The organism is Sphingomonas sp. SRS2, from assembly GCF_000971055.1.
Taxonomy (GTDB): domain Bacteria; phylum Pseudomonadota; class Alphaproteobacteria; order Sphingomonadales; family Sphingomonadaceae; genus Rhizorhabdus.
Genome location: NZ_LARW01000077.1, coordinates 92,697 through 114,445, shown reverse-complemented (window position 1 = coordinate 114,445; position 21,749 = coordinate 92,697). Strand labels below are relative to the sequence as shown.

Sequence of the window (21,749 nt, the reverse complement as noted above, 5' to 3'; positions counted from 1 at the left end):
ATGGTCGAAGGCGCGATGTGCGCCGCCATCCGCATAGGCCCCGGCCGCATAGGGCGTCCGGAGACAAGGAAATCAGATGTTCGATACGAAGAAAGTAGAAGTCCAGTGGGGCGGCCAGACCCTCACGCTGGAAACGGGCCGCGTCGCGCGCCAGGCCGACGGCGCGGTGCTCGCGACCCTGGGCGAAACCGTCGTCCTCTGCGCCGTTACGGCGGCGCGCAGCGTCAAGGAAGGGCAGGACTTCTTCCCGCTGACCGTCCATTATCAGGAGAAGTATTTCTCCAGCGGCCGCATCCCCGGCGGCTTCTTCAAGCGTGAGCGCGGCGCGACCGAAAAGGAGACGCTGGTCTCCCGCCTGATCGACCGCCCGCTCCGCCCGCTTTTCCCGGAAGGCTTCTACAACGAGGTCAACGTCATCGCCCAGGTGCTGAGCTATGACGGCGAGAACGAACCCGACATCCTGGCGATGATCGCCGCCTCGGCCGCGCTCACCATCTCCGGCGTTCCCTTCATGGGCCCGATCGGCGCTGCCCGCGTCGGCTATGTCGACGGCGAATATATCCTCAACCCGACCGACGCGCAGGTCGCGGCGGGCGAGCTCGATCTCGTCGTCGCCGGCACGCATGACGCGGTGATGATGGTCGAATCCGAAGCCAAGGAGCTTTCGGAAGAAGTCATGCTCGGCGCCGTCATGTTCGCTCACCGGGCGAGCGGCGAAGTCATCAAGGCGATCATCAAGCTCGCCGAGAAGGCTGCCAAGGATCCGTGGGAAATGGCGCCCCAGGCCGATCTGTCCGCCGCCAAGACCAAGCTCAAGAAGCTGGTCGGCAAGGATATCGAGGCTGCCTACAAGCTGACCGACAAGTCGGCTCGCTCGAGCGCGCTCAACGAGGTCCGCGCCAAGGCGAAGGCTGCTTTCGCCGACGCCGCGCCACAGGACCAGATGGCCGCCGGCAAGCTCGTCAAGAAGCTCGAGGCCGAAATCGTCCGCACCGCAATCCTCAAGCATGGCCGCCGCATCGATGGCCGCGACACCAAGACGGTTCGTCCGATCGTCGCCGAGGCGCATTTCCTGCCTCGCGCGCATGGTTCGGCGCTGTTCACCCGTGGCGAGACGCAGAGCATCTCGACCTGCACCTTGGGCACCAAGGAAAGCGAGCAGATGATCGATGGCCTGACCGGCCTGCGTTACGAGCACTTCATGCTCCACTACAACTTCCCGCCCTATTCGGTCGGTGAAGTCGGTCGCTTCGGCGCGCCGGGCCGTCGCGAAGTCGGCCATGGCAAGCTGGCATGGCGTGCGCTGCACGCGGTGCTGCCGACCAAGGAGGAGTTCCCTTACACGATCCGCCTGACCTCGGACATCACCGAGTCGAACGGCTCGTCGTCGATGGCGACGGTGTGCGGCGGTTCGCTGGCGATGATGGACGCCGGCGTGCCGATCAAGCGTCCGGTCTCGGGCATCGCAATGGGCCTGATCCTCGAAGGCAAGGACTTCGCGGTGATCAGCGACATCCTCGGCGACGAGGATCATCTCGGCGACATGGACTTCAAGGTTGCGGGCACGTCCGAAGGCATCACCACGATGCAGATGGACATCAAGATCGCCGGCATCACCGAGGAGATCTTCAAGGCCGCGCTGCTCCAGGCGAGCGAAGGCCGCGCCCACATCCTGGGCGAAATGGCCAAGGCGCTCGACTCGACCCGGACCGAGCTGTCGGCGCACGCGCCGCGGATCGAATCGATGTCGGTTCCCAAGGACAAGATCCGCGACATCATCGGCACCGGCGGCAAGATCATCCGTGAGATCGTTGCCACCACCGGCGCGAAGGTCGACATCGACGATGACGGCACCGTCAAGATCTCGTCGTCCGATCCCGCGCAGATCGAAGCCGCAAAGAACTGGATCATCGGCATCGTCGCCGAGGCCGAAGTCGGCAAGATCTACGACGGCAAGGTCGTCAACCTGGTTGATTTCGGTGCGTTCGTGAACTTCATGGGCGGCAAGGACGGTCTCGTCCACGTCTCGGAGATCAAGAACGAGCGGGTCGAGAAGGTCTCGGACGCCCTGAGCGAAGGCCAGGAAGTCAAGGTCAAGGTCCTCGAGATCGATCAGCGCGGCAAGGTTCGCCTGTCGATGCGCGTCGTCGATCAGGAAACCGGTGAGGAACTGCCCGACACCCGCCCGCCGCGTGAAGGCGGCGACCGTGGTGATCGCGCTCCCCGCAGCGATCGTGGCCCGCGCCGCGATGGCGACCGTGGTCCGCGCCGTGACGGCGGCGATCGTGGTCCCCGTCGCGACGGCGGCGATCGTGGTCCCCGCGGCGAAGGCCGTGGCGATCGCGGCCCGCGTCGCGAAGGCGGCAATGACGACGGACCGGCGCCCGAGTTCGCGCCCGCTTTCCTGAAGCGCGACGACGACTGATCCTCAGTTCCGAACAAGAAGAAAAGGGGAGCAGCGATGCTCCCCTTTTTTTGTTCCGGGCCAGCATGTTAGGCTGATGCCATGGAGCAGCATGACTGGCCTTATTATATTTTTGTCGGCGCCTGCTTCGCGCTGGCGATCGTCATCCGCGTCCGCAGGATCGGCAAGACCCAGCGGCTCCGGCTCGGCACATTGTGGATCATTCCCACCGTCTTCATGCTGTTCGCCGCGGCGGTCTTCGTCACATCTCCGCCCTCCGCTTCCGGCTGGCTATGGATCGGGCTGGGACTGGCGGCAGGCAGCGCAATCGGCTGGCAACGCGGACGGCTGGTCGAGATCGGGCTCGATCCGCAAAGTGGACGCCTCAACCAGCGCAGTTCCCCCGCGGCGCTGATCTTCATTGGCATGCTGATCGGGGTCCGCTGGATCCTGCACTATATCGTCGAACTGAGCGACGCGCGCTGGCATCTCGGCGCAATGCTGGTCAGCGGCATCTTCATCGCTTTCGCGGCCGGCGTGCTTACCGCCTATCGCATCGAAATCTACTTGCGGGGCCGTCGATTGTTACAAGGCCGTTAACCTCGATTAGTAGTTGTAGTTTTACGAATATTGCGGCCTCCCCACGGGACTGGCTAGATGGCCGGAACCGGTTTGGGGGGAAATTTGGCGAGTCCATGGGCCCAGTTGCTGGAGCGGCTTCCGCTCGGTCGTGATCGGCCGATGCTGGCCTATGGCTGCACGCTCGCGATCTGCGCCGTCTCGTTCTCCGTGCGCATGCTCGCCGAACCGCTGCTGCCGGCGGGCTTTCCTTATGTCAGCTTCTTCCCGGCGGTGATCCTGTCGACATTCCTGTTCGGCGTACGGCCGGGCATCCTGGCGGGTATCCTATGCGGCCTCATCGCCTGGTACTGCTTCATACCGCCCTATTTCGCGGTAAAGATAACGGGTGGCATTGTCTTCGCGCTGGGCTTTTATTCGGTCGTGGTGGTGATCGATATCCTGCTGATCGACTGGATGCAGCGCGCCAACCGCCGGCTTGCCGATGAGCGCGAACGCAGCGAACGGCTCGCCGAACGCGGCGAGCTTCTGTTCCGCGAGCTTCAGCATCGCGTATCGAACAATCTCCAGGTCGTCAGCGGGCTGCTGTCGCTGCAGATGCGCGGCATTTCGGACGAGACAGCCAGGCTCGCGCTCGACGACGCCGCACGGCGACTGGCGCTGATCGGCCGCATCCACCGGCAACTCTATAATCCGCATGGCGATCAGCTCCATCTTGCGGCCTTTCTCACCGAATTGGGAGCGGACCTCGTCGAAGCGAGCGGAAAGGCAGGGGTCGATTTCCGGGTAGAAGCGCCGGAGGATATCGACCTCGCCCCCGAAGCGGCGGTGCCGATGGCGCTGATCGTCGCCGAGGCGGTAACGAACGCCATCGAACATGGCCTGGCTGGTCGGGAAAAGGGGGAGGTGCTGATCGAGGTGTGGCAGCGCAAAGACGGCTCACTCGACATTGATGTCAGCGACGATGGCGCAGGGCTCCCGTCTGGCTTTGACCTCGCCACCACCGACAGTCTGGGCCTCCGCCTCGCCCAGATGCTTGCGCGGCAACTGCGCGGCAGCTTCATCCTGAGCGGTGGGACGCGGACCGTCGCGCGGCTAAGGCTGCCCGCGCACTAATCCTTCTTCGGCTTCTTTATCTTGCTGGGCGGCGGGCCGCTCTTGACGAGGCTCGTGAGCGGACAGCGATGGCCACGCACGATGATCGTCGAGAAGCTGTCGAAATCGCCGATGCCGCGCGTTTCGAAGCCGATCGCAGTGGCGAAATCGAGATCAGGGCAGTAGCCGGCGAGCCTGGCATGATACCATTGCCGGCCCGGCCCCTGGATATAGAGCGCCTGGCGGCCGTCCGCCTGCCAATTGTCGATCGAGCCACTATTGGCGAAGGGAATGCGCGCCTGCCGCGGCTCCTTCGCGGGGGCAGTATCCGCCGCCACAGCCGCGCTCGACAGCAGCACGGCCGACCAGGCGAAGATGATCAGCTGTTTCATTCCCGCAAGGATAGCCCGGCGTGCCTGAACCGGGCCTGAGCATGGGCATTCACAGATGCGCGCCGCGCCGCCAGCCCATCTGTTCGGCATAATGGCGGCGGCACAGCGCGACATAGCGCTCATTGCCGCCCACCTCGATCTGCGCGCCCTCCTTGACCGCGAAGCCCTCCGCATCGACGCGCAGGTTCATCGTCGCCTTGCGGCCGCAGGCGCACACCGCCTTCAGCTCGATAAGATTGTCGGCGATCGCGAGCAGCACTTCGCTGCCGGGAAAAAGCTGCGCGCGGAAATCGGTGCGCAGTCCATAGGCCAGTACTGGAATGTCGAGTTCGTCGCACACCGCCGCGAGCTGGAACACCTGTGCGCGGGTCAGCCACTGCGCTTCGTCAACCAGCACGCAATGGACGGGCGCTTCGGCCAGTTCGATGGCGACCTCCTCGAACAGATCGCTTTCGGGATCGATCGCATTGGCATGCGACGCGAGACCGATTCGCGAGCTGATCTTGCCCGGCTCGAAGCGGTCGTCGAAGGCAGCGGTAAACAGCAGCGTCCGCATGCCGCGCTCGCGATAGTTGAAATCGGCCTGAAGCAGCGTGGCCGATTTGCCCGCGTTCATGGCCGCATAATAGAAATAGAGCTTCGCCATCGCGCTATCCTAGCGCGCGGCGCGGCGCCGACAATGTTCGCGATATAAGCAATCCATGCCCCCAACATGCAACGAATCGGACGCTACAATATTGGCGGCGGACAATCACATCTTTCTGGCGGAGCCCGCCCTCATCGACGATAGCCGCGCATGATGAAGATGCCTCCCGAGGATACGCCCCGCGTCCGCTTCCGCTGGTCGCGCTATCACGCAATGATGATCGCTGTGCCCGCCGACAAGGCGGTGCGCGACAGGCTGATCTCGGGCCTTGGCGCGCTGATCGGCATCATCGCGACCGGCCTGCTGGTGCGCAGCCTCGCGGGCGCGGGTGCACACATGCCGCTGCTGATCGCACCGATCGGTGCGGCGGCGGTGCTGTTGTTCGCGGTGCCCGCCAGTCCGATGGCGCAACCCTGGGCGGTGTTCGGCGGCAATATCGTCTCGGCGATCGTCGGCGTGTCCGCGGCGCGCCTCGGGGCCGACCCGATGGTTGCGGCCGGGCTAGCGGTGGGCGGCGCGATCGCGGCGATGGCGCTAACGCGATCGCTTCATCCTCCCGGCGGCGCGGTCGCGCTGACCGCGGTGCTCGGCGGGCCCGGGATCCACGATATGGGCTATAGCTTCGTCCTGGCCCCGGTCGGCGTGGGAACGGTGCTGCTGCTCGCCATGGCCTGGAGCTTCCATCGCTTTTCGGGCCACAGCTACCCGCATGTCGCCAAGGCGCTGGCCGAGCCGGCGAGCTCAGCCGATTTCTCGCGGGAAGACCTGATCAAGGCGATCGCGGACTATCCGGACGTGCTCGACGTCGGCCTCGCCGATCTCGAGGAGCTGCTCCACGCCGCGGAGCATAATGCCGTAGCGCGACGGTGGACCGAAAAGACCTAGATTTGTTCGACATATCTGACCGCGGCGCCAACCAGCTCCGCGCTTCAGCCATGCCGAAACGACTTCAGGCCTCGCCCTCGTCGCGGGTCAGGTCCCGCGCGACCTTGGGCTGGCGAAGCAGCTTGTCGATATGACTGCCCTCGTCGAAGCTTTCGTCGGCCAGGAATTTGAGCTTCGCGGCATATTTGGTGTTCACCCGCCGCGCGACCTCGCTCTGCAGATAGGCGGTGTTGGTGCGCAACGCCTTGATCACCGCTTCCTCATTCGCGCCGAGCAGCGGCTTCACGAAGGCGGTGGCGTGCTTGAGATCCGACGACATGCGGACTTCGGTCACGGACACCATGTGACTGGCGAGCGTATCGTCGTGCACGTCGCCGCGCATCAATATGTCCGACAGGGCATGGCGCACCTGCTCGCCGACGCGGAGCAGGCGGACCGACTTGCCTTCGGCAGTTTCGTTACGGCGCATGACGCGGCCTTTCCAAAGGACGCGTCACCCCAGCGCAGGCTGGGGTCTCAGGCGGCAGGGAGGACCTGCGCATATCTCCTGAGATCCCGGCCTGCGCTGGGATGACGCTCTGTTCCTACAGCGTCCGTTCGCGTTCCTCGACCTCGAACGTCTCGACGATATCGCCGGGCTTGATGTCGGTCGTCGAGTCGAGGGTAATGCCGCATTCGAGGCCCGCGCGAACCTCCGGAACGTCGTCCTTGAAACGGCGCAGCGACGAGATCGCACCATTATAGATGATGACGTCATCACGCAGGATGCGCGCGCGCAGCTTCTGGCGGATATAGCCCTCGACCACGAGCAGGCCGGCGGCCTTGCCATGCTTACCCGCCGAGAAGACCTCGCGGATTTCGGCGCGTCCGACGACATGCTCCAGATATTCCGGACCAAGCTGGCCGGCCATCGCGGCGCGGATTTCGTCGAGCAGATCGTAGATCACGTCATAATATTTAAGCGCGACCCCGTCCCGCGTGGCGATCTCGCGTGCCTTGGCGTTGGCACGGACGTTGAAGCCGATGATCGGCGCCTTCGACGCGGCAGCCAGGCTGACGTCGCTCTCGGTGATCCCACCGACGCCCGAATGCAGGATGCGAACCTGGATCAGGTCGGTCGAGATCTTGTTGAGCGAACCGACGATCGCCTCGACCGAGCCCTGGGCATCGGCCTTCACGACCACCGGATATTGCTGGGCCTGCTGCTCGCGCAGCGCCGAGAACATCGACTCGAGGCTGGCGGGCGCCGAGGTGGTCCGCTTCGCCTGGATGACGCTGGCGCGATAGGCCGCGACCTCGCGGGCGCGCGCCTCGTTCTCGACGACCGAGAGCTGATCGCCCGCACTCGGCACACCCGACAGGCCGAGAACCTCGACGGGCAGCGACGGGCCCGCTTCCTTGACGTTGCGGCCCTTGTCGTCGATCAGCGCGCGAACCTTGCCGCTCTCCGCACCGACGACGAAGATGTCGCCGACCCGGAGCGTGCCACGGTTGACCAGCACGGTCGCGACCGCGCCACGGCCCTTGTCGAGCGTGGCTTCGACGACAGTGCCTTCGGCGGCGCGATCGGGATTCGCCTTGAGCTCGAGCAGTTCGGCCTGAAGTTCGATCTTGCCGATCAGCTCATCGAGACCTGTCTTCTTGAGCGCGGAGACCTGAACCTCCTGAACGTCACCGCCCATGCTTTCCACCTGCACGTCGTGCTGGAGCAGCGCCTCGCGCACCTTCTGGGCGTTCGAGCCGGGCTTATCCATCTTGTTGATCGCGATGATCATCGGCACGCCCGCGGCGCGGGTGTGGCTGATCGCCTCGATCGTCTGCGGACGCAGCCCGTCATCGCCGGCGACGACGATCACGACGATGTCGGTGATGTTGGCGCCGCGCGCGCGCATGTCGCTGAACGCTTCATGGCCCGGGGTATCGAGGAAGGTGATCTTCGTGCCCGATTCCACCTGCACCTGATAGGCGCCGATATGCTGGGTGATCCCGCCGGCTTCGCCGCTGGCGACGTCGGTACCGCGCAACGCATCGAGCAGGCTGGTCTTGCCATGGTCGACATGGCCCATGATCGTGACGACCGGAGCACGCGACACCATCGTTTCGTCGGCATCGACATCATGCGTCGACACCAGGTCGACGTCGCTATCGGAAACGCGCTTGATGTTATGGCCGAACTCGGTGACGAGCAGCTCGGCGGTGTCCTGGTCGATCGACTGGTTCACCGTGACGGGCATACCCATCTTGAACAGCGCCTTGACCAGATCGGCGCCCCGCTCCGCCATACGATTGGCGAGTTCGGCGACGGTGATTGTTTCCGGCACTGCGACATCGCGGACCTGCTTCTGCTGGACCGCTCCCGACTGATGCGCGCGGCGATCCTTCTCACGCGACCGCTTGAGCGCGGCGAGCGAACGCGCGCGCGCGCCGCTGTCGTCGTCGAGCGCCTTGGTAACGGTGAGCTTGCCGGACTGACGGCGATCGTCGCCCTTGCGGTCGCGCTGCTGCGGACGGCTGGGCTCGGGACGCTTGGGGCTGGCAACTGGCGTGAAGCGGCGCGGCGGCGGGACACCGTCGCTGCGGACTTCGGCTGCGGGCGCGGCAGCGGGCGCGGCATCTGCGGCCGGCGCCGGCGCTGCGGCGGTCTCGACGGCAGGCTCGGAGGCGGCGCGCTCGGCCTGCTCCTCGGAGCGGCGGTTATCCTCGGCGCGGCGCTTCTCTTCCTCACTCGCCTCGGCCTTCATCCGTTCCTCGCGGCGGCGTGCCTCCTCAAGTGCGGTCATGCGGGCTTCGTCGGCCTCGCGCAGCAGGCGCGCCTGCTGCTCGCGCCGCTCGAGCGGGGTCATCGGGCGTGTATTGACGGGCGGCGCGGGAGGCGCAGGCTTCGGCGCGGCGGGAGCCGGCGTCGGCGCGGCCTGAACAGGCGCGGGCGCGGGCGCGGGCGCCGGAGCGGCAGCCGGTGCCGGCGTCGGTTCTTCGACTACCTGCGGCTCGGCTTCGCCGGGGCGTCCACCGAGCACGCGGCGGCGCTTGACCTCGACGACGACGGTGTTCGAGCGGCCATGGCTGAAGCTCTGCTTCACCTGGCCCGTCTCGACCGTACGCTTCAGGCCCAGCGGCGCGCGCATTCCCAGTTTCGGCTTGTCGTTGTCACTCATCTGGTAACCGAACCCTTCACTTCACAAATTTGTAGCGCCGATGGACCCTGCGGATCGACTCCGCAAGGCTGAAGCGCTTTCCGAACGTCCTATAAAGCCGCACCAGCGGCCCAAAGCGTCAGCGACGCGCACGGCGGAAGCCGGCACGGTCAGACCTATATGTACCACATTGTCCCGCCCAAGCGCCATCGACAATATGGTGCGCTCAGCCGGGATTACCACCCCGCGCAGGCCGCTGCCCTCGGCATCGCTGCCGACGCGGAGCGCCTGATCGAGCTTGCGGTTGCCGTCTTCCGAAGCGTCGGCGGCGTGGAGCAGCAAATGGAGCTGCCCGCGCCGGGCGGCCTCGCCGATCTTGTCCGATCCGGTAAGCAGCGCCCCCGCGCGCGCCTCGAGGCCGAGCCGGTCGAGCGCCGCGCGGCGCAGACCGTCCTCGATCCGGTCGGGCAGATCGGCCGGGATGCTGAACTCGCCAGTCTTGAAGGCGCGGGCGAGTGCGCCCTTCAGCTTACCCTTCGCTATCGCGGTTTCCAGCATCGCGCGATCGACCCCGATCCAGGCCCCACGCCCGCCCGCCTTGGCACGCAAATCGGGCAGCACAGTCCCATCGGGCGACAGCGCGAGGCGAATCAGGTCGCCACGCGCGCCATGCTCCGCCGACAGCACGCACTTGCGCTCGGGTACATGCTTTTCCGGCCGGGGAGGCCTAACCTCCCCGCCGTCATCCGATGCTAGCGGAACGTCCCGATGATCATCGTGTGCCATTCGCGGGAGCGACCTCCTGCGTGGCGACGGTGGCGGGATGGTCCGCGATGAGCAGACCGCCCGCCCCGTAATTTTCCGGGGAAAGTTCGAGGATGTTCACCTGGACCGCACTCGCCGACTTGCCGAGATGCGCGCCCAGCGACCGCGTCACGTCAGCGACGATGGCGGCCTTCTGTTCGCGCGTGGCGGTGCCCGCGAGGCGGATGTCGACGAACGGCATGAGCGTCAGGCCTCGTCGGTGAACCAATGGGCGCGGGCGGCCATGATGATCTCATTGCCCTGGTCCTCGCTCAGGCCATATTCGCCCAGCACGCCAGCCTTGTTCTCTTCACGCTCGGCGCGCTCGGGGCGCTCCGGACGATCGCTGTTCGGACGGCGGCGCTGCTCGGCGCGCTTCTTCTGGATCAGCTCGTCGGTGGCCAGATCGGCGAGGTCGTCGAGCGTCTTGATGCCCGCCTTGCCGAGCGTGACCAGCATCGCCTCGGTCAGATAAGGCAACTCGGCCAGCGCGTCCTCGACGCCGAGGCCGCGACGTTCCTCGCGGGCGGCGGCTTCGCGGCGCTCCAGCGCTTCCTGCGCACGATTCTGCAGCTCCGCGCCAAGCTCCTCGTCGAAGCCTTCGATCGACGCGATCTCGTCGAGATCGACATAGGCGACCTCTTCGAGCGCGCCGAAGCCTTCGGCTACCAGCAGCTGGGCCAGCGTTTCGTCGACGTCGAGCTCGGTCTGGAACATCTCGGAATTCTGCATGAACTCCTTCTGGCGCTTCTCGCTGGCGTCGGCTTCGGTCAGGATGTCGATCGCCTTGCCGGTCAGTTGGCTGGCAAGGCGGACATTCTGGCCACGGCGGCCGATGGCGAGGCTGAGCTGATCGTCGGGGACGACCACCTCGATGCGCTCTTCCTCCTCGTCGATCACGACGCGGGCGACCTGGGCGGGCTGAAGCGCGTTGACCACGAAGGTCGCGATATCCGGCGACCAGGGGATGATGTCGATCTTCTCGCCCTGCATCTCCTGCACGACGGCCTGGACGCGGCTGCCCTTCATGCCGACGCAAGCGCCGACCGGATCGATCGAACCGTCATGCGAGATGACGCCGATCTTGGCGCGGCTGCCGGGATCGCGGGCCGCGGCCTTGATCTCGATGATGCCATCGTAGATTTCGGGGACTTCCTGCGCGAACAGCTTCTTCATGAAGTCGGGATGCGCGCGGCTCAGGAAAATCTGCGGCCCGCGATTTTCGCGGCGCACGCTGAGGATCAGCGAACGGACGCGATCGCCGACGCGGACGACTTCGCGCGGGATCTGCTGATCGCGGCGGATGACGCCCTCGGCGCGGCCCAGGTCGACGACGACATGGCCGAACTCGACGCGCTTGACGACGCCGGTGATGATCTCGCTCGCGCGGTCCTTGAACTCGTCATACTGGCGCTCGCGCTCGGCATCGCGGACCTTCTGGAAGATCACCTGCTTGGCGGCCTGCGCGGCAATGCGGCCGAACTCGATCGGGGGCAGCGGATCGACGATATAGTCGCCGACGACGGCGCCCTTCTGCAGCTTCTGCGCCTCGTCGACCGAGACCTGCTTGAAATAGTCGTCGACGAGCTCGACCACCTCGACGACGCGCCACAGCCGCATATCGCCGGTCTTGCCGTCGATCTTGGCGCGAATGTCGTTCTCGGCGCCATAGCGCGCGCGGGCGGCGCGCTGGATCGCGTCCTCCATCGCCTCGATCACGATTTCGCGATCGATCAGCTTCTCGCGGGCGACGGCATCGGCGATTGCGAGCAGTTCGGCGCGGTTGGCAGTGATGGCGGTGGCCATGACGAGTCTATCCTTCCAGTTTAGTCGTGTCGGCGTCGTCGAGCGGCGCATCTTCGATGATCGTGTCCGCACCCTCTGTGGAGAGTGGCGCGGTGGCCTTGATGAGAGCGTCGGTCAGGATCAGCTTCGCGCCGGCGATTTGGGCCAGCGGGACCACCACCTCACCAATTTTGTTTACACCGAGCGTGACCGAGTCGCCATCGCTGGCAACGATCCGCCCGTCGAACTGCTTGCGGCCGTCGAGCGGGCTGGCGAGCTTCACCCGCACGTCGAAGCCGGCCCAGTCGGTCCAGTCGGTGACGCGGGTCAGCGGGCGATCTATGCCAGGCGAGCTGACCTCAAGCCGATAGGCTTCCTCGATCGGGTCAAGTTCGTCGAACTTCTCGGAAATCCGCCGCGACAGCGCCTCGCAATCGGCGATCACCAACTGGCGCGTATCCGGGCGCTCCGCCATCACCTGCAGCGTCGGATCGCTCTTGCCGCCGAAGAAGGCAACGCGCACGAGCGAGAGCCCCAGGGCCTCGGCCTCGGGCTCGATCAGCTTCGTCAGTGCGGCGATATCCGCCATTCAGGCTCCGTATCAAAAGACAGCAGTTCATGTCCCGGAGGCTTCCGCCCCCGAGCCCGGCAAAGTTTCCAATGTCGAGAAGTAGCCGCGATATAGGCGAAGCCGCTGCGCAGGGCAATATGCGAAGCGCATCGTGCCGACACTAAGGCTATGGTCGACTTTTCCGGCATTCAGAACAATTTTTCGCGCCTTTTTAGCGATTTGCTAACCTTAGCTGCCCGACAGCCGGATCATGATTCCGCAAAGGCCCCTGATTCTCTCTCGCCTGACGCCAATCGCCGTGCAGCTCCTCATGCTGCTCGCCGCCTTCGGCATGTTCGCCTTCGCGCCGCCAGTACGGGGCGCGATGCTCCTCGTGCCACTGACCACGCGCGCCCGGGCCGACTTGCCCGGGCTCGCCGTCCGGCGGGGCGCTTTGCTGTTGGGGCAAGGGCCCGTCGCGGGATCGTTGCTGGTGCGCGGCGAACGTGCGCGGCTGGGTACCGCCTTGCTGCGCCGGGGCATCGTGCTGATCGCCGCGCCAGAGATAATTTGCGGCTCCACAGCCCCACAGGGACAAGAAGCATGAGGATCTCCGAACTGGATCAGCTGCGCGTCGGGGGAATCCGGCTGCTCGTCATCGTCAGCTGCTTCATCGCGCTCCAGTTCGCGATCGGCGTCGCCTTCGGATTGATCCGGGGCGGCTGGCCACTCGTCACGATGGCCGTCCTGATCAATATCGTGCCGGTGCACATGGCGCTTCACTCGCGGCACGACTTCGTCGCCCGGCTCGTCATGGGCGTGCTTGCCGCCGCGCTTCCGGCGATGCTGGTTTATGCCTTTCGCGGGCATAGCTGGCAGATGGACATGCATATGTACTTCTTTGTCGCGCTCGCGGCGCTGTCGCTGTTGTGCGACTGGCGGCCGATGCTGCTTGCGACCCTGCTGATCGCGCTGCACCATCTGTTGCTCGACTATCTAGCGCCCGAATGGGTCTTCACCGGAACCGGCAATATCGGCCGGGTGATGGTCCATGCCGTTGCCGTGATCCTCGAATTCATCGCGCTCGCGCTGATGACTCGCCGTCTGAAGGCCGTTCTCGTCGGCCAGGGCCACGCGCGCGCCGCCAGCGAGACGCTGGCCGCCGAGGCCGAGGCTGCGATGGTCGAAGCACGCGCCGCACAGGCCGCCGCCGAACGCGCCCTGACCGCCGCCGCCGATGCCGACAAACGAGTCGCGGTCGAACGAACCCGGCGCGAGGATAGCGAGCGCACCGCCGCAGCCGCCCGCTCGAAGGAATTGCTGGCGCTTGCCGAGCAGTTCGAGGGCTCGGTCCATGTCGTGGTGAGTTCGGTCGGCGCCGCCGCCACCCAGCTCGAGGCGGCGTCGAGCGCACTGAACGACCTCGCCAATGACAGCGGCCGGCAAAGCGCCGCCGTGGCCGAACGCGCCAACGGCGCCAGTCGCGCCGCGCGCGAGGTCGCCGGCAGCGTCGTCGAATTGTCCAGATCGATCGCGGGGATCGCCGCACGGATCGATCAGCAGGCCGAACTCAGCGCGCGTGCGCGCTCCAATTCCGAAACCGGGGACAAGGCGGTCCGTTCGCTCGCCGAGCGGGCGACCGACATCGGCGAGTTCACCGGACGCATCCAGTCGATCGCGTCGAACACCAATCTGCTCGCGCTCAACGCGACGATCGAAGCCGCCCGCGCCGGCACCGCCGGGCAGGGCTTTGCCGTGGTCGCGACCGAGGTGAAGAGCCTCGCCGGACAAGCCGCCCGGGCCACTGCCGAGATCACCGCTCTGATTGAAGGCGTCCATGCGGGCGCGCAGGTAGCGGAGGGGTCGCTCAGCGATGTCTCGCGCGTCGTCGATCAGCTCGCGGACGCGGCAAACGGCATCCGCAACATGCTCGCCGAACAACGCAGCACCGCACAGCGGCTGGAGGACAATGCCCGGCACACCGCCGAAGGCGCCGACGACATGGCCGAACGCATCGTCCAGGTCGCCTCGGTCGCCAACGATGCGGGCAAGCTGTCCAGCCAGGTCCGTGGCGCGGCCGGCGACCTGCTGGGCCATGCGGTCACGCTGGAGAAGGTCACGAAGACCTTCATCGATCGGCTGAAGGCGGCGTAATCTTTTGGCCCGCGCGAGCGCGGGCGCCCTCAAACGCCGGGCGGCCAGCATCCGCTGGCCTTGGCTTCCTCGCATAAGCTCAGGCGGCCGTTCGGCCTTGCGGGACGCTAAAGCGTCCCGGCTCAACCACTGCTGTCTAACCGATCAGAACGCGTCTTCGGGCATGTCCATCATCGACGCCTTGCCGGCCTTAATCGCAGTGAACAGCGTTGCGACTTGCGGCAGCAGGCGTTCGTAGAAGAAGCGCACCGTGATCAGCTTGGCGGCGTAGAAGCCGTCGGGATCCTGCCCGAACATCTTCTTCATGCCCGCGATCTTCGCCGATTTCGCAAAGAGATAGGCGATTGCAACCAGCCCGAGCAGGCGGAGATAGTCGGACGAGGCGGCGCCCGCTTCCTCCGGATCAGCCATGCCCTTCTGGGCGATCGTCGCGGTCGAGAGCTGGAGCGCGCCGAACGCCTTTTCCAGAGCCTCGACCATTTTCTCCATGCCCGGCACCGCTTTGTGCTGCTCGATGAACTCCGACACAGGATGGAAGAAGGACCGCAGATAGCGGCCGCCATGCGCGGGCAGCTTGCGGCCGACGAGGTCGAGCGCCTGCACGCCATTGGTGCCTTCATAGATCATCGCGATGCGGGCATCGCGGGCATATTGCTCGACGCCATGCTCGCGGATGTAGCCATGGCCGCCATAGACCTGGATGCCGAGCTGAGCGGATTCATGGCCGAGATCGGTGAGCAGCGCCTTGACCACCGGGGTCATCAGCGCGGTCATGTCTTCAGCCCGCTGGCGGATCTCGGGGTCTTCCGAATGGCGCTCGGCATCGAGCGCACGGGCGACCCACAGGCTGAGCGCGCGGCACCCCTCGCTATAGGCGCGCATCGTCATCAGCATGCGGCGGACATCGGGGTGGACGATGATCGGATCGGCGGCGAGATCGGGCCGCTTGGGGCCGGACAGGGCGCGGCCCTGGATACGATCCTTCGCATAGGCGACCGCGCTCTGATAGGCGGCGGTGGCGACGCCCAGCCCCTGGACGCCGACCGAGACGCGCTCGGTATTCATCATCGTGAACATCGCGTTGAGGCCCTGATGCGGCTCGCCGACCAGCCAGCCGGTCGAATCGTCGAAGCTCATCTGGCAGGTCGCCGACGCCTTCAGCCCCATCTTGTGTTCGATGCCGGTGCACAGCACGCCGTTCGACGGACCGACCGATCCATCCGCCTTGGGCAGATATTTGGGGACGACGAACAGGCTGATCCCCTTCACGCCCCTCGGCGCGTCGGGCATCCGGGCGAGGACGAGATGGATGATGTTCTCGGTCAGGTCATGCTCGCCTGCCGAGATGAAGATCTTGTTGCCGGTGATCCTGTAGCTGCCGTCATCCTGCGGCACGGCCTTGGTGCGCAGCAGGCCGAGGTCGGTGCCGCAATGCGGCTCAGTCAGGCACATCGTGCCCGACCATTCGCCCGACACCATTTTCGGCAGGAAACGCTCCTGAAGATCCGGGGTCGCATGCGCCTTGAGCGCGGTGGTGCCGCCATGGGTCAGCCCGGGATAGAGGCCGAAGCTGAGATTCGACGAGCTGATCATCTCCTCGACCAGCTTGTTGACCGTCTCGGGCAGGCCCTGCCCGCCCCATTTGGGATCGTTCGCGAGCGAGCACCAGCCGCCGTCGCGGAACTGGGCATAGGCTTCCTTGAAACCCTTCGGCGTGCGGACGACGCCATTTTCCCAGACGCAGCCCTCGACATCACCACTGGCGTTGAGCGGGAGCAGCACGTCCTGCGCCAGCTTCGCCGCCTCCTCGATCACCGCATCGATCAGGTCCGGGGTGAACTCGGCATGGGCAGGGAGATCGCCGAAGCCGTCATCCTTGAACAGTTCGTGGACGAGGAAGCGCATATCGCGCAGCGGGGCCTCATAGACTTGCATCTTATCCTGCTCCTGAAGCTCAGTTTCTTAGCGGCTTGCCGGTTTCGAGCATCGTCTCGACCCGGGCTTGAGTACGCGGATCACGCACGCGGGACATGAAGGCCTCGCGTTCGAGGCCCAGCATCGCTTCCTCGGTGACGACGTCGACGAGATCGGCGTCGCCGCCGGTCAGCACCTTCGCCAGCGCATCGGACACGACCATGTCGTAATCGGTGGCGAGGCCCCGCTTGCGGAAGCCCTGCGCCGCCATGTTCAGGCCGACCCGGCCACTCTCGCCGGGCAGACGGAACTCGGGAGGTTTCGGCGGCGCATAGCCATCGACCATCGCAAGAGCGCGCGCCTTGGCGTCGGCAAGCAGCCGGTCGCGGTTCATCGTGATGCCGTCGTCCTTAAGCAGGAACAGCAGCTCCTTCGCCTCAGCCGCCGACTTGGCGACGGTCGCGGTCGAGATTGTCTCGAACGCCTTGCCGACGGCGGGCATCGGGCCCTTGGGCAACAAGCCCGACTTCACCCAGCGATCGATATATTCGCCGCAGCCGCCCCAGCCGGGGACGAGCCCGACACCGCATTCGACGAGGCCGATATAGGTTTCGGCATGCGCCTGGACCGCATCGGCATGAAGGACGATCTCACAACCGCCGCCGAGCGCGAGGCCAGCGGGCGCGGCCACGACCGGGAAGGGAGCATATTTGAGCGCTTTATAGGCCTGCTGGCCGCCGGTCACGAGCTTGTCGATCTCGCCCCATGCGGCGATGTTCACCGCAAAGAGCGCGAGGCCGAGATTTGCGCCCGCCGAGAAGTTGCTGCCCTCATTATATACGACCAGCGCCTTCATCGACGTGGCGACATGCTCGACCGCCTGGCCGAGCAGCTTGAGCGTATCGCCATCGAGCGCGTTCATCTTCGAGGTGAATTCGAAGCAGGCGACGCCATCGCCGATGTCCCAGAGCGACGCCGATCCATTCTTCAGGATCGGCTTGCCCGCACGCTTGACGTCCTCGAGCAGCAGCACGCCCTCGGCACGCACAAGATCGTGATAGTCCCCGTTGAGGCCGAGATATTGACGCTTGCCGCCCTCGACGCGGTAGAAGCTCCGGTCGCCAGCGGTTTGCAGGATCGCGGGAACCGGCCGGCCCTCATCCGCCAGCCGCTTGGCGAAGGCCGCCGCGCCGATCTGATCGATCAGCTCGAACGGACCATATTTCCAGTTATAGCCGAGCTTCATCGCATCATCGATCGCGACGATGTCGTCGGCGATGGTGCCGACCAGGCTCGCGGCATAGCTGAGCAGCTGGCCCAGCACCGCCCAGGCGAAATCGCCGGTCTTCCCCGGCATTGCGATCAGTTCGGCGAGCTCCGCGCGCGGAGCCTGCGCCTTGATTGGCAGGCGATATTCGCCGGTGACGAGGTCGAGCGTCTCCTTGCGCTTCCCCGCCTCGCGGTTGATCCGGTAGAAACCGCCTTTGCCCTTGCGGCCGGTATAGCCCTCGGCGATCATCTTATCGATCAGCGGCATCGGGCGTACGGTGGCGAAATAGGCGTCGCCTTCGGACAGCGTCGCGGTCAGGCTCTTCTGGAGCAGCGGCATCAGGTCGATACCGACCAGATCGATCAGCCCGAACACGCCGGTCTTCGGCACGCCCATCGGCTTGCCGCCGATCGCGTCGGCCTCCTCGATCGTCAGCCCGAGGTCGATCGCGGCGTTAACCGCGACCTGCAACCAATATGTACCGATCCGATTCGCGATAAAGCCGGGCGTATCGTTCGTGCGGACGATCGTCTTGCCCATCGCGCGGTCAGCGAAATCGGCGACCTTGGCGGCGGTTTCCTTGCTGGTCTTCGGACCGGTGACGATCTCCAGCAGCCGCATATAGCGCGGCGGATTGAAGAAATGGGTGATCAGGAAATCGGCGGCGAACGCGTCGGACCGGCCTTCGATCAGCTTGCCGAGCGGAATCGTCGAAGTGTTCGACGAGATGGCGGTCCCCGTCTTCCGCACCTCCTCCAGCTTCGCATAGAGGCTCTGCTTGATGTCGAGCCGCTCGATCACCGCCTCGACGATCCAGTCGCAGTCGGCAACCCTGGCGAGGTCGTCCTCGACATTGCCGGTTTCGATCAGCTTTGCCGCGGCCTTCGACATGAAGGGGGCGGGATCGGCCTTGAGCATCTTCGCGACCGCCCCCTCGGCGATCGCATTGCGGTTCGCCCCCTCCTTGGGGACGATGTCGAGCAGCAGCACCGGCACGCCGGCATTCGCCGCCTGCGCGGCAATCCCTGCGCCCATTGTGCCCGCGCCGATGACACAGACCTTCTTTATCGCGCCGCTCATCGTCACACCGCCTCGAGGATGGTGGCTATGCCCTGCCCGCCGCCGATGCACTGGGTGGCGAGCGCATATTTGCCGCCTTCCCGCTTGAGCAGCGACGCCGCCTTGCCGACGATCCGCGCGCCGGTCGCGCCGAGCGGGTGACCGATCGCGATCGCGCCGCCATCGAGGTTGATCGTCTCCGGTTTGAGGCCGAGTTCGTTGGTGCATGCCAGCGCCTGGCTGGCAAAGGCTTCGTTCAGCTCGACGACATTGAGATCTCCGACCGCAAGCCCGGCGCGCTGGAGCGCCTTGCGCGATGCCGATACCGGGCCGACGCCCATGATCTCGGGCTCGCAACCCGACACTGCGACGCTCTTGATCCGCGCCAATATGGTTAATCCATTGGCCTTGGCATATTCCTCACTGGTTACGAGCACCGCCGCCGCGCCGTCGGTCAACGGAGAGGATGTCCCCGCTGTGACCGAGCCATTGGCGTCGAAGGCGGGCTTGAGCGCGGCGAGACCTTCGGCGGTCGTGTCGGGGCGCAGCACGCCATCGGTGTCGACGACGCCCTTCCTGGTCTTGATCGCGACGATCTCGTCCTTGAGCTTGCCGCCGTCACGGGCAGCGGCGGCCTTCTTCTGGCTCTCGACCGCGAAGGCCTCCTGCGCGGCGCGCGACACCTGGAACTGGGTCGCGACATTCTCCGCCGTATCGCCCATGCCGATATAAGCGCCGGGCCGCTTCTTCGCGAGTTCGGGGCTGGGCAGCGGGTTGTAGCCCATCATCGGCACCCGGCTCATGCTCTCCACGCCGGCGCAGATGAACACGTCGCCCGCGCCGATCGCGATCTGCCCGGCGGCGATATGAACCGAGCTCATCGACGATCCGCAAAAACGGTTCACCGTCATCCCGCCAACCTTGAGCGGGAGATCGGCAAGCAACCCAATCAGCCTTGCGACGTTTAGGCCCTGTTCGCCCTCCGGGAAGGCACAGCCGAGTATGATGTCTTCGATATCCTCGACCTTGACGCCGCTCTTGTCGATCAGTCCGCGAATCACCTGTGCGGCGAGATCATCGGCGCGAACGCGGGCCAGATCGCCCTTGCCCGCGAGGTGGAAGGGCGAGCGCGCATAGCCCGCGATAACGGCATTCGACATGGGACCTCCGTCTCCTCCGGCGCGACCTTTATGCAACAGTCGCGAATGAATTATCTTAAAGGTAGGATGATTACCCTATACGTCAATCAAAAATTGTGCAATCCATGCTGCATCGAAGAGCACGACCCGAGCGCAGCATCGGGCGGCTTGCAGGAGGATGGAAGGCGATGAGCATCACGCTGATGGCCCTGGCAATGGCGGCGGCCGCAAGCCCCGATACCGTTGTCGGCCGGTGGAAAACGGAAACCCGCAACGGCATCGTAGAGATCACGCACTGCGGCCAATCGCTATGCGGAAAACTACTGAGCTCGGATGGCATCACAGCCAATCCGGCGCTGAAGGACGTCAAGAACAAGGACGAGAAGCTGCGCGGCCGCGCCCTCAAGGGCGTGCAGCTGCTGGGCGGTTTCACGCTCAAGAATGGCGTCTGGGACGGCGGCACCATCTATAACGCCGAGGATGGCAAGACCTATGACGCGCGCATCACCCCCGTCGATGCGAACACATTGAAGCTCAGGGGCTGCGTCTTCGTGCCGCTGTGCAAGAACCAGACCTGGACCCGCGTGCGCTGAGACGCACCGATTACAAGAGAGGAACGATCCCGATGACCAATTTCAATTTCCGGCGCGTCGCCCTGGCGGGCGCGGCATCGACCGTCGCGCTGGTCAGCGCGGGCGCGGCGCAGGCCTCGGCCTTCTACCTGCAGGAACAGTCGGTCCGCGCCGCCGGCCGCGCCTTTTCCGGCGAAGCCGCCGACCAGGGCGCATCGTCGCTGTGGTGGAACCCGGCGGCGATCGCCGGCAACGAGACGAGCACGGTCTATGGCGGCGTCAGCGCGATCCTGCCCAAGGGCGACGTCGTCAACGTCAACACCCGCATCATCCGCCCAGGCCAGGCCCCGGCGCCGGTCGGCGGCGAGCAGGTGTCGAAGGACCCGCTCAACAAGGGCTATCTGCCGTCGGGCGCGGTGGGCTGGAAGCTCAACGACCAATGGGCGGTCGGCCTGTCGGTCACTGCGCCGTACAGCTTCGCCACCAACTACAAGGGCGCCAGCTGGGCGCGCTATACCGCCGACAAGACCAAGCTGACCACCTTCGACCTTCAGCCGACGCTGGCCTTCGCGCCGTCGCCGATCATCGGCATCGGCATCGCGCTCAATGCCGAGCACAGCAAGGCGTCGCTCTCCAACTCGCTGCCCAACCTCTCGCCGCTGCTGCCCGATGGACACCAGACGCTGCGCGGCAAGGGCTGGGACTTCGGCTATAGCGTAGGTATCCAGCTCCACCCGAGCGAGATGCTCGACCTGGGCTTCAGCTATAAGTCGTCGATCAAGCACAAGCTGAAGGGCAGCATCACCACCGCTGGCCTGCTCGGCCCGCTAGCCGCCTCTAACGGCAAGATCGACGGCGTCACCGCCAGCTTCCGCACACCGTGGCAGGCGATGGCGAGCGCACGTTTCCACGCCACCGACGCACTGACCCTCAACGCGCAGATTGTCCGCGCGGGCTGGGAGAAGTTCGACGCGATCCGCCTCGGCGCGCCAGTCAACGCCGCACTGGACCAGAACTACAAGAACAGCTGGAGCTATGCGATCGGCGTCGATTACGACATCGCCCCGACCGTGACGGTGCGCGGCGGCGTTCAGATCGACAAGACCCCGACGCAGGACGGCTTCCGCGATGCGCGCGTGCCCGACGCCTCGCGCATCAATTTCGCGCTCGGCAGTTCTTTCGCGGTCACCGAATCGATCACGCTCGACGCGGCCGCCAGCTATATCGACCTCAAGAACGCTACGATCGATCGTCCCGGCGGCTTCTATCCCGGAACCGCCGCGCAGACGGTCATTCTGCCGGACGGACGGCTCAACAACGCCAGCGTTATCATCCTCGCCTTTGGCGGCCGGATGAGCTTCTGAGGC

At 65.5% G+C, this 21,749-nt stretch carries 19 protein-coding genes; 8 read left to right on the top strand and 11 right to left on the bottom strand.

Annotation, left to right across the window (positions count from 1 at the left end):
• Nucleotides 1-76 precede the first annotated feature (76 nt).
• The 3 genes from pnp to WP12_RS09625 all read left to right on the top strand — a co-directional run bounded on the left by pnp (nucleotide 77) and on the right by WP12_RS09625 (nucleotide 4,099).
• On the top strand, nucleotides 77-2,425 hold the full coding sequence (pnp, locus tag WP12_RS09635) for a polyribonucleotide nucleotidyltransferase (protein ID WP_046193490.1): 2,349 nt from the start codon (nucleotides 77-79) through the stop codon (nucleotides 2,423-2,425).
• Between the two features lie 81 nt (nucleotides 2,426-2,506).
• Nucleotides 2,507-3,004, top strand: a complete 498-nt coding sequence (locus tag WP12_RS09630) for a CcdC protein domain-containing protein (protein ID WP_046193489.1) — start codon at nucleotides 2,507-2,509, stop codon at nucleotides 3,002-3,004.
• 141 nt (nucleotides 3,005-3,145) lie between these two features.
• The gene (locus WP12_RS09625) at nucleotides 3,146-4,099 is read left to right on the top strand and encodes a sensor histidine kinase (protein WP_443027861.1); all 954 of its coding nucleotides are present in this window, start codon (nucleotides 3,146-3,148) and stop codon (nucleotides 4,097-4,099) included.
• Here the strand turns inward: WP12_RS09625 and WP12_RS09620 are convergent.
• Both WP12_RS09620 and WP12_RS09615 read right to left on the bottom strand, forming a co-directional pair.
• Nucleotides 4,096-4,470 carry a DUF6491 family protein gene (locus WP12_RS09620; RefSeq protein ID WP_046193487.1) on the bottom strand — a complete coding sequence of 125 codons (375 nt, stop codon included), beginning with the start codon at nucleotides 4,468-4,470 and terminating at the stop codon, nucleotides 4,096-4,098. The two genes, WP12_RS09625 and WP12_RS09620, sit on opposite strands and share 4 nt — an antisense overlap.
• 49 nt (nucleotides 4,471-4,519) lie before the next feature.
• A complete protein-coding gene (locus WP12_RS09615; RefSeq protein ID WP_046193486.1) occupies nucleotides 4,520-5,116 on the bottom strand; it encodes a thymidine kinase in 597 nt (198 codons plus the stop codon).
• 150 nt (nucleotides 5,117-5,266) lie between these two features.
• Here WP12_RS09615 and WP12_RS09610 point away from each other — a divergent pair, with 150 nt between their 5' ends.
• Complete coding sequence (locus WP12_RS09610) at nucleotides 5,267-6,001, top strand: HPP family protein (protein ID WP_235399080.1); 735 nt, start codon at nucleotides 5,267-5,269, stop codon at nucleotides 5,999-6,001.
• Nucleotides 6,002-6,065: 64 nt separating this feature from the next.
• Here the strand turns inward: WP12_RS09610 and rbfA are convergent, their stop codons facing one another.
• The 6 genes from rbfA to rimP all read right to left on the bottom strand — a co-directional run bounded on the left by rbfA (nucleotide 6,066) and on the right by rimP (nucleotide 12,313).
• The gene (gene rbfA, locus WP12_RS09605; protein WP_046193485.1) at nucleotides 6,066-6,470 is read right to left on the bottom strand and encodes a 30S ribosome-binding factor RbfA; all 405 of its coding nucleotides are present in this window, start codon (nucleotides 6,468-6,470) and stop codon (nucleotides 6,066-6,068) included.
• A gap of 115 nt (nucleotides 6,471-6,585) precedes the next feature.
• On the bottom strand, nucleotides 6,586-9,156 hold the full coding sequence (infB, locus tag WP12_RS09600) for a translation initiation factor IF-2 (protein ID WP_046193484.1): 2,571 nt from the start codon (nucleotides 9,154-9,156) through the stop codon (nucleotides 6,586-6,588).
• Between the two features lie 21 nt (nucleotides 9,157-9,177).
• The gene (locus tag WP12_RS09595; RefSeq protein WP_046193483.1) at nucleotides 9,178-9,921 is read right to left on the bottom strand and encodes a DUF448 domain-containing protein; all 744 of its coding nucleotides are present in this window, start codon (nucleotides 9,919-9,921) and stop codon (nucleotides 9,178-9,180) included.
• Nucleotides 9,908-10,141 carry a tautomerase family protein gene (locus WP12_RS09590; protein ID WP_046193482.1) on the bottom strand — a complete coding sequence of 78 codons (234 nt, stop codon included), beginning with the start codon at nucleotides 10,139-10,141 and terminating at the stop codon, nucleotides 9,908-9,910. The genes WP12_RS09595 and WP12_RS09590 overlap by 14 nt, the downstream gene beginning before the upstream one ends.
• A 5-nt stretch (nucleotides 10,142-10,146) precedes the next feature.
• Nucleotides 10,147-11,745: a transcription termination factor NusA gene (gene nusA / locus WP12_RS09585; protein WP_046193481.1), complete on the bottom strand. Its 1,599-nt coding sequence runs from the start codon at nucleotides 11,743-11,745 to the stop codon at nucleotides 10,147-10,149.
• A gap of 7 nt (nucleotides 11,746-11,752) precedes the next feature.
• Nucleotides 11,753-12,313 carry a ribosome maturation protein RimP gene (rimP, locus tag WP12_RS09580; RefSeq protein WP_046193480.1) on the bottom strand — a complete coding sequence of 187 codons (561 nt, stop codon included), beginning with the start codon at nucleotides 12,311-12,313 and terminating at the stop codon, nucleotides 11,753-11,755.
• A 280-nt stretch (nucleotides 12,314-12,593) separates the two neighbouring features.
• Between rimP and WP12_RS09575 the strand changes: the two genes are divergently transcribed.
• Both WP12_RS09575 and WP12_RS09570 read left to right on the top strand, forming a co-directional pair.
• A complete protein-coding gene (locus WP12_RS09575) occupies nucleotides 12,594-12,881 on the top strand; it encodes a hypothetical protein (RefSeq protein ID WP_235399079.1) in 288 nt (95 codons plus the stop codon).
• Nucleotides 12,878-14,428 carry a methyl-accepting chemotaxis protein gene (locus WP12_RS09570; protein WP_046193479.1) on the top strand — a complete coding sequence of 517 codons (1,551 nt, stop codon included), beginning with the start codon at nucleotides 12,878-12,880 and terminating at the stop codon, nucleotides 14,426-14,428. The genes WP12_RS09575 and WP12_RS09570 overlap by 4 nt, the downstream gene beginning before the upstream one ends.
• A gap of 144 nt (nucleotides 14,429-14,572) precedes the next feature.
• Here WP12_RS09570 and WP12_RS09565 read toward each other — a convergent pair whose 3' ends face one another.
• From WP12_RS09565 to WP12_RS09555, 3 genes are read right to left on the bottom strand one after another with little or no spacing between them, the layout of a single operon-like run.
• Entirely contained in the window at nucleotides 14,573-16,363 is a 1,791-nt protein-coding gene (locus WP12_RS09565; protein WP_046193478.1) for an acyl-CoA dehydrogenase C-terminal domain-containing protein, read from the bottom strand.
• A 19-nt stretch (nucleotides 16,364-16,382) separates the two neighbouring features.
• Nucleotides 16,383-18,692: a 3-hydroxyacyl-CoA dehydrogenase/enoyl-CoA hydratase family protein gene (locus WP12_RS09560; RefSeq protein WP_046193477.1), complete on the bottom strand. Its 2,310-nt coding sequence runs from the start codon at nucleotides 18,690-18,692 to the stop codon at nucleotides 16,383-16,385.
• A 2-nt stretch (nucleotides 18,693-18,694) separates the two neighbouring features.
• Nucleotides 18,695-19,831, bottom strand: coding sequence for a thiolase family protein (locus WP12_RS09555; RefSeq protein WP_046193476.1), 1,137 nt, complete (start codon nucleotides 19,829-19,831; stop codon nucleotides 18,695-18,697).
• A gap of 167 nt (nucleotides 19,832-19,998) precedes the next feature.
• On the opposite strand from WP12_RS09555, the gene WP12_RS09550 reads away from it, so the two are divergent.
• Complete coding sequence (locus WP12_RS09550) at nucleotides 19,999-20,403, top strand: DUF2147 domain-containing protein (protein ID WP_046193475.1); 405 nt, start codon at nucleotides 19,999-20,001, stop codon at nucleotides 20,401-20,403.
• A gap of 32 nt (nucleotides 20,404-20,435) precedes the next feature.
• Nucleotides 20,436-21,746 carry an OmpP1/FadL family transporter gene (locus WP12_RS09545; RefSeq protein ID WP_046193474.1) on the top strand — a complete coding sequence of 437 codons (1,311 nt, stop codon included), beginning with the start codon at nucleotides 20,436-20,438 and terminating at the stop codon, nucleotides 21,744-21,746.
• Nucleotides 21,747-21,749 lie beyond the last annotated feature (3 nt).

Bases quoted from the DNA above. Each gene is read 5' to 3' on its own strand.
- pnp (WP_046193490.1), top strand. From the start codon at position 77: ATGTTCGATACGAAGAAAGTAGAAGTCCAGTGGGGCGGCCAGACCCTC.
- WP12_RS09630 (WP_046193489.1), top strand. From the start codon at position 2,507: ATGGAGCAGCATGACTGGCCTTATTATATTTTTGTCGGCGCCTGCTTC.
- WP12_RS09625 (WP_443027861.1), top strand. From the start codon at position 3,146: ATGCTGGCCTATGGCTGCACGCTCGCGATCTGCGCCGTCTCGTTCTCC.
- WP12_RS09620 (WP_046193487.1), bottom strand. From the start codon at position 4,470: ATGAAACAGCTGATCATCTTCGCCTGGTCGGCCGTGCTGCTGTCGAGC.
- WP12_RS09615 (WP_046193486.1), bottom strand. From the start codon at position 5,116: ATGGCGAAGCTCTATTTCTATTATGCGGCCATGAACGCGGGCAAATCG.
- WP12_RS09610 (WP_235399080.1), top strand. From the start codon at position 5,267: ATGATGAAGATGCCTCCCGAGGATACGCCCCGCGTCCGCTTCCGCTGG.
- rbfA (WP_046193485.1), bottom strand. From the start codon at position 6,470: ATGCGCCGTAACGAAACTGCCGAAGGCAAGTCGGTCCGCCTGCTCCGC.
- infB (WP_046193484.1), bottom strand. From the start codon at position 9,156: ATGAGTGACAACGACAAGCCGAAACTGGGAATGCGCGCGCCGCTGGGC.
- WP12_RS09595 (WP_046193483.1), bottom strand. From the start codon at position 9,921: ATGGCACACGATGATCATCGGGACGTTCCGCTAGCATCGGATGACGGC.
- WP12_RS09590 (WP_046193482.1), bottom strand. From the start codon at position 10,141: ATGCCGTTCGTCGACATCCGCCTCGCGGGCACCGCCACGCGCGAACAG.
- nusA (WP_046193481.1), bottom strand. From the start codon at position 11,745: ATGGCCACCGCCATCACTGCCAACCGCGCCGAACTGCTCGCAATCGCC.
- rimP (WP_046193480.1), bottom strand. From the start codon at position 12,313: ATGGCGGATATCGCCGCACTGACGAAGCTGATCGAGCCCGAGGCCGAG.
- WP12_RS09570 (WP_046193479.1), top strand. From the start codon at position 12,878: ATGAGGATCTCCGAACTGGATCAGCTGCGCGTCGGGGGAATCCGGCTG.
- WP12_RS09565 (WP_046193478.1), bottom strand. From the start codon at position 16,363: ATGCAAGTCTATGAGGCCCCGCTGCGCGATATGCGCTTCCTCGTCCAC.
- WP12_RS09560 (WP_046193477.1), bottom strand. From the start codon at position 18,692: ATGAGCGGCGCGATAAAGAAGGTCTGTGTCATCGGCGCGGGCACAATG.
- WP12_RS09555 (WP_046193476.1), bottom strand. From the start codon at position 19,831: ATGTCGAATGCCGTTATCGCGGGCTATGCGCGCTCGCCCTTCCACCTC.
- WP12_RS09550 (WP_046193475.1), top strand. From the start codon at position 19,999: ATGAGCATCACGCTGATGGCCCTGGCAATGGCGGCGGCCGCAAGCCCC.
- WP12_RS09545 (WP_046193474.1), top strand. From the start codon at position 20,436: ATGACCAATTTCAATTTCCGGCGCGTCGCCCTGGCGGGCGCGGCATCG.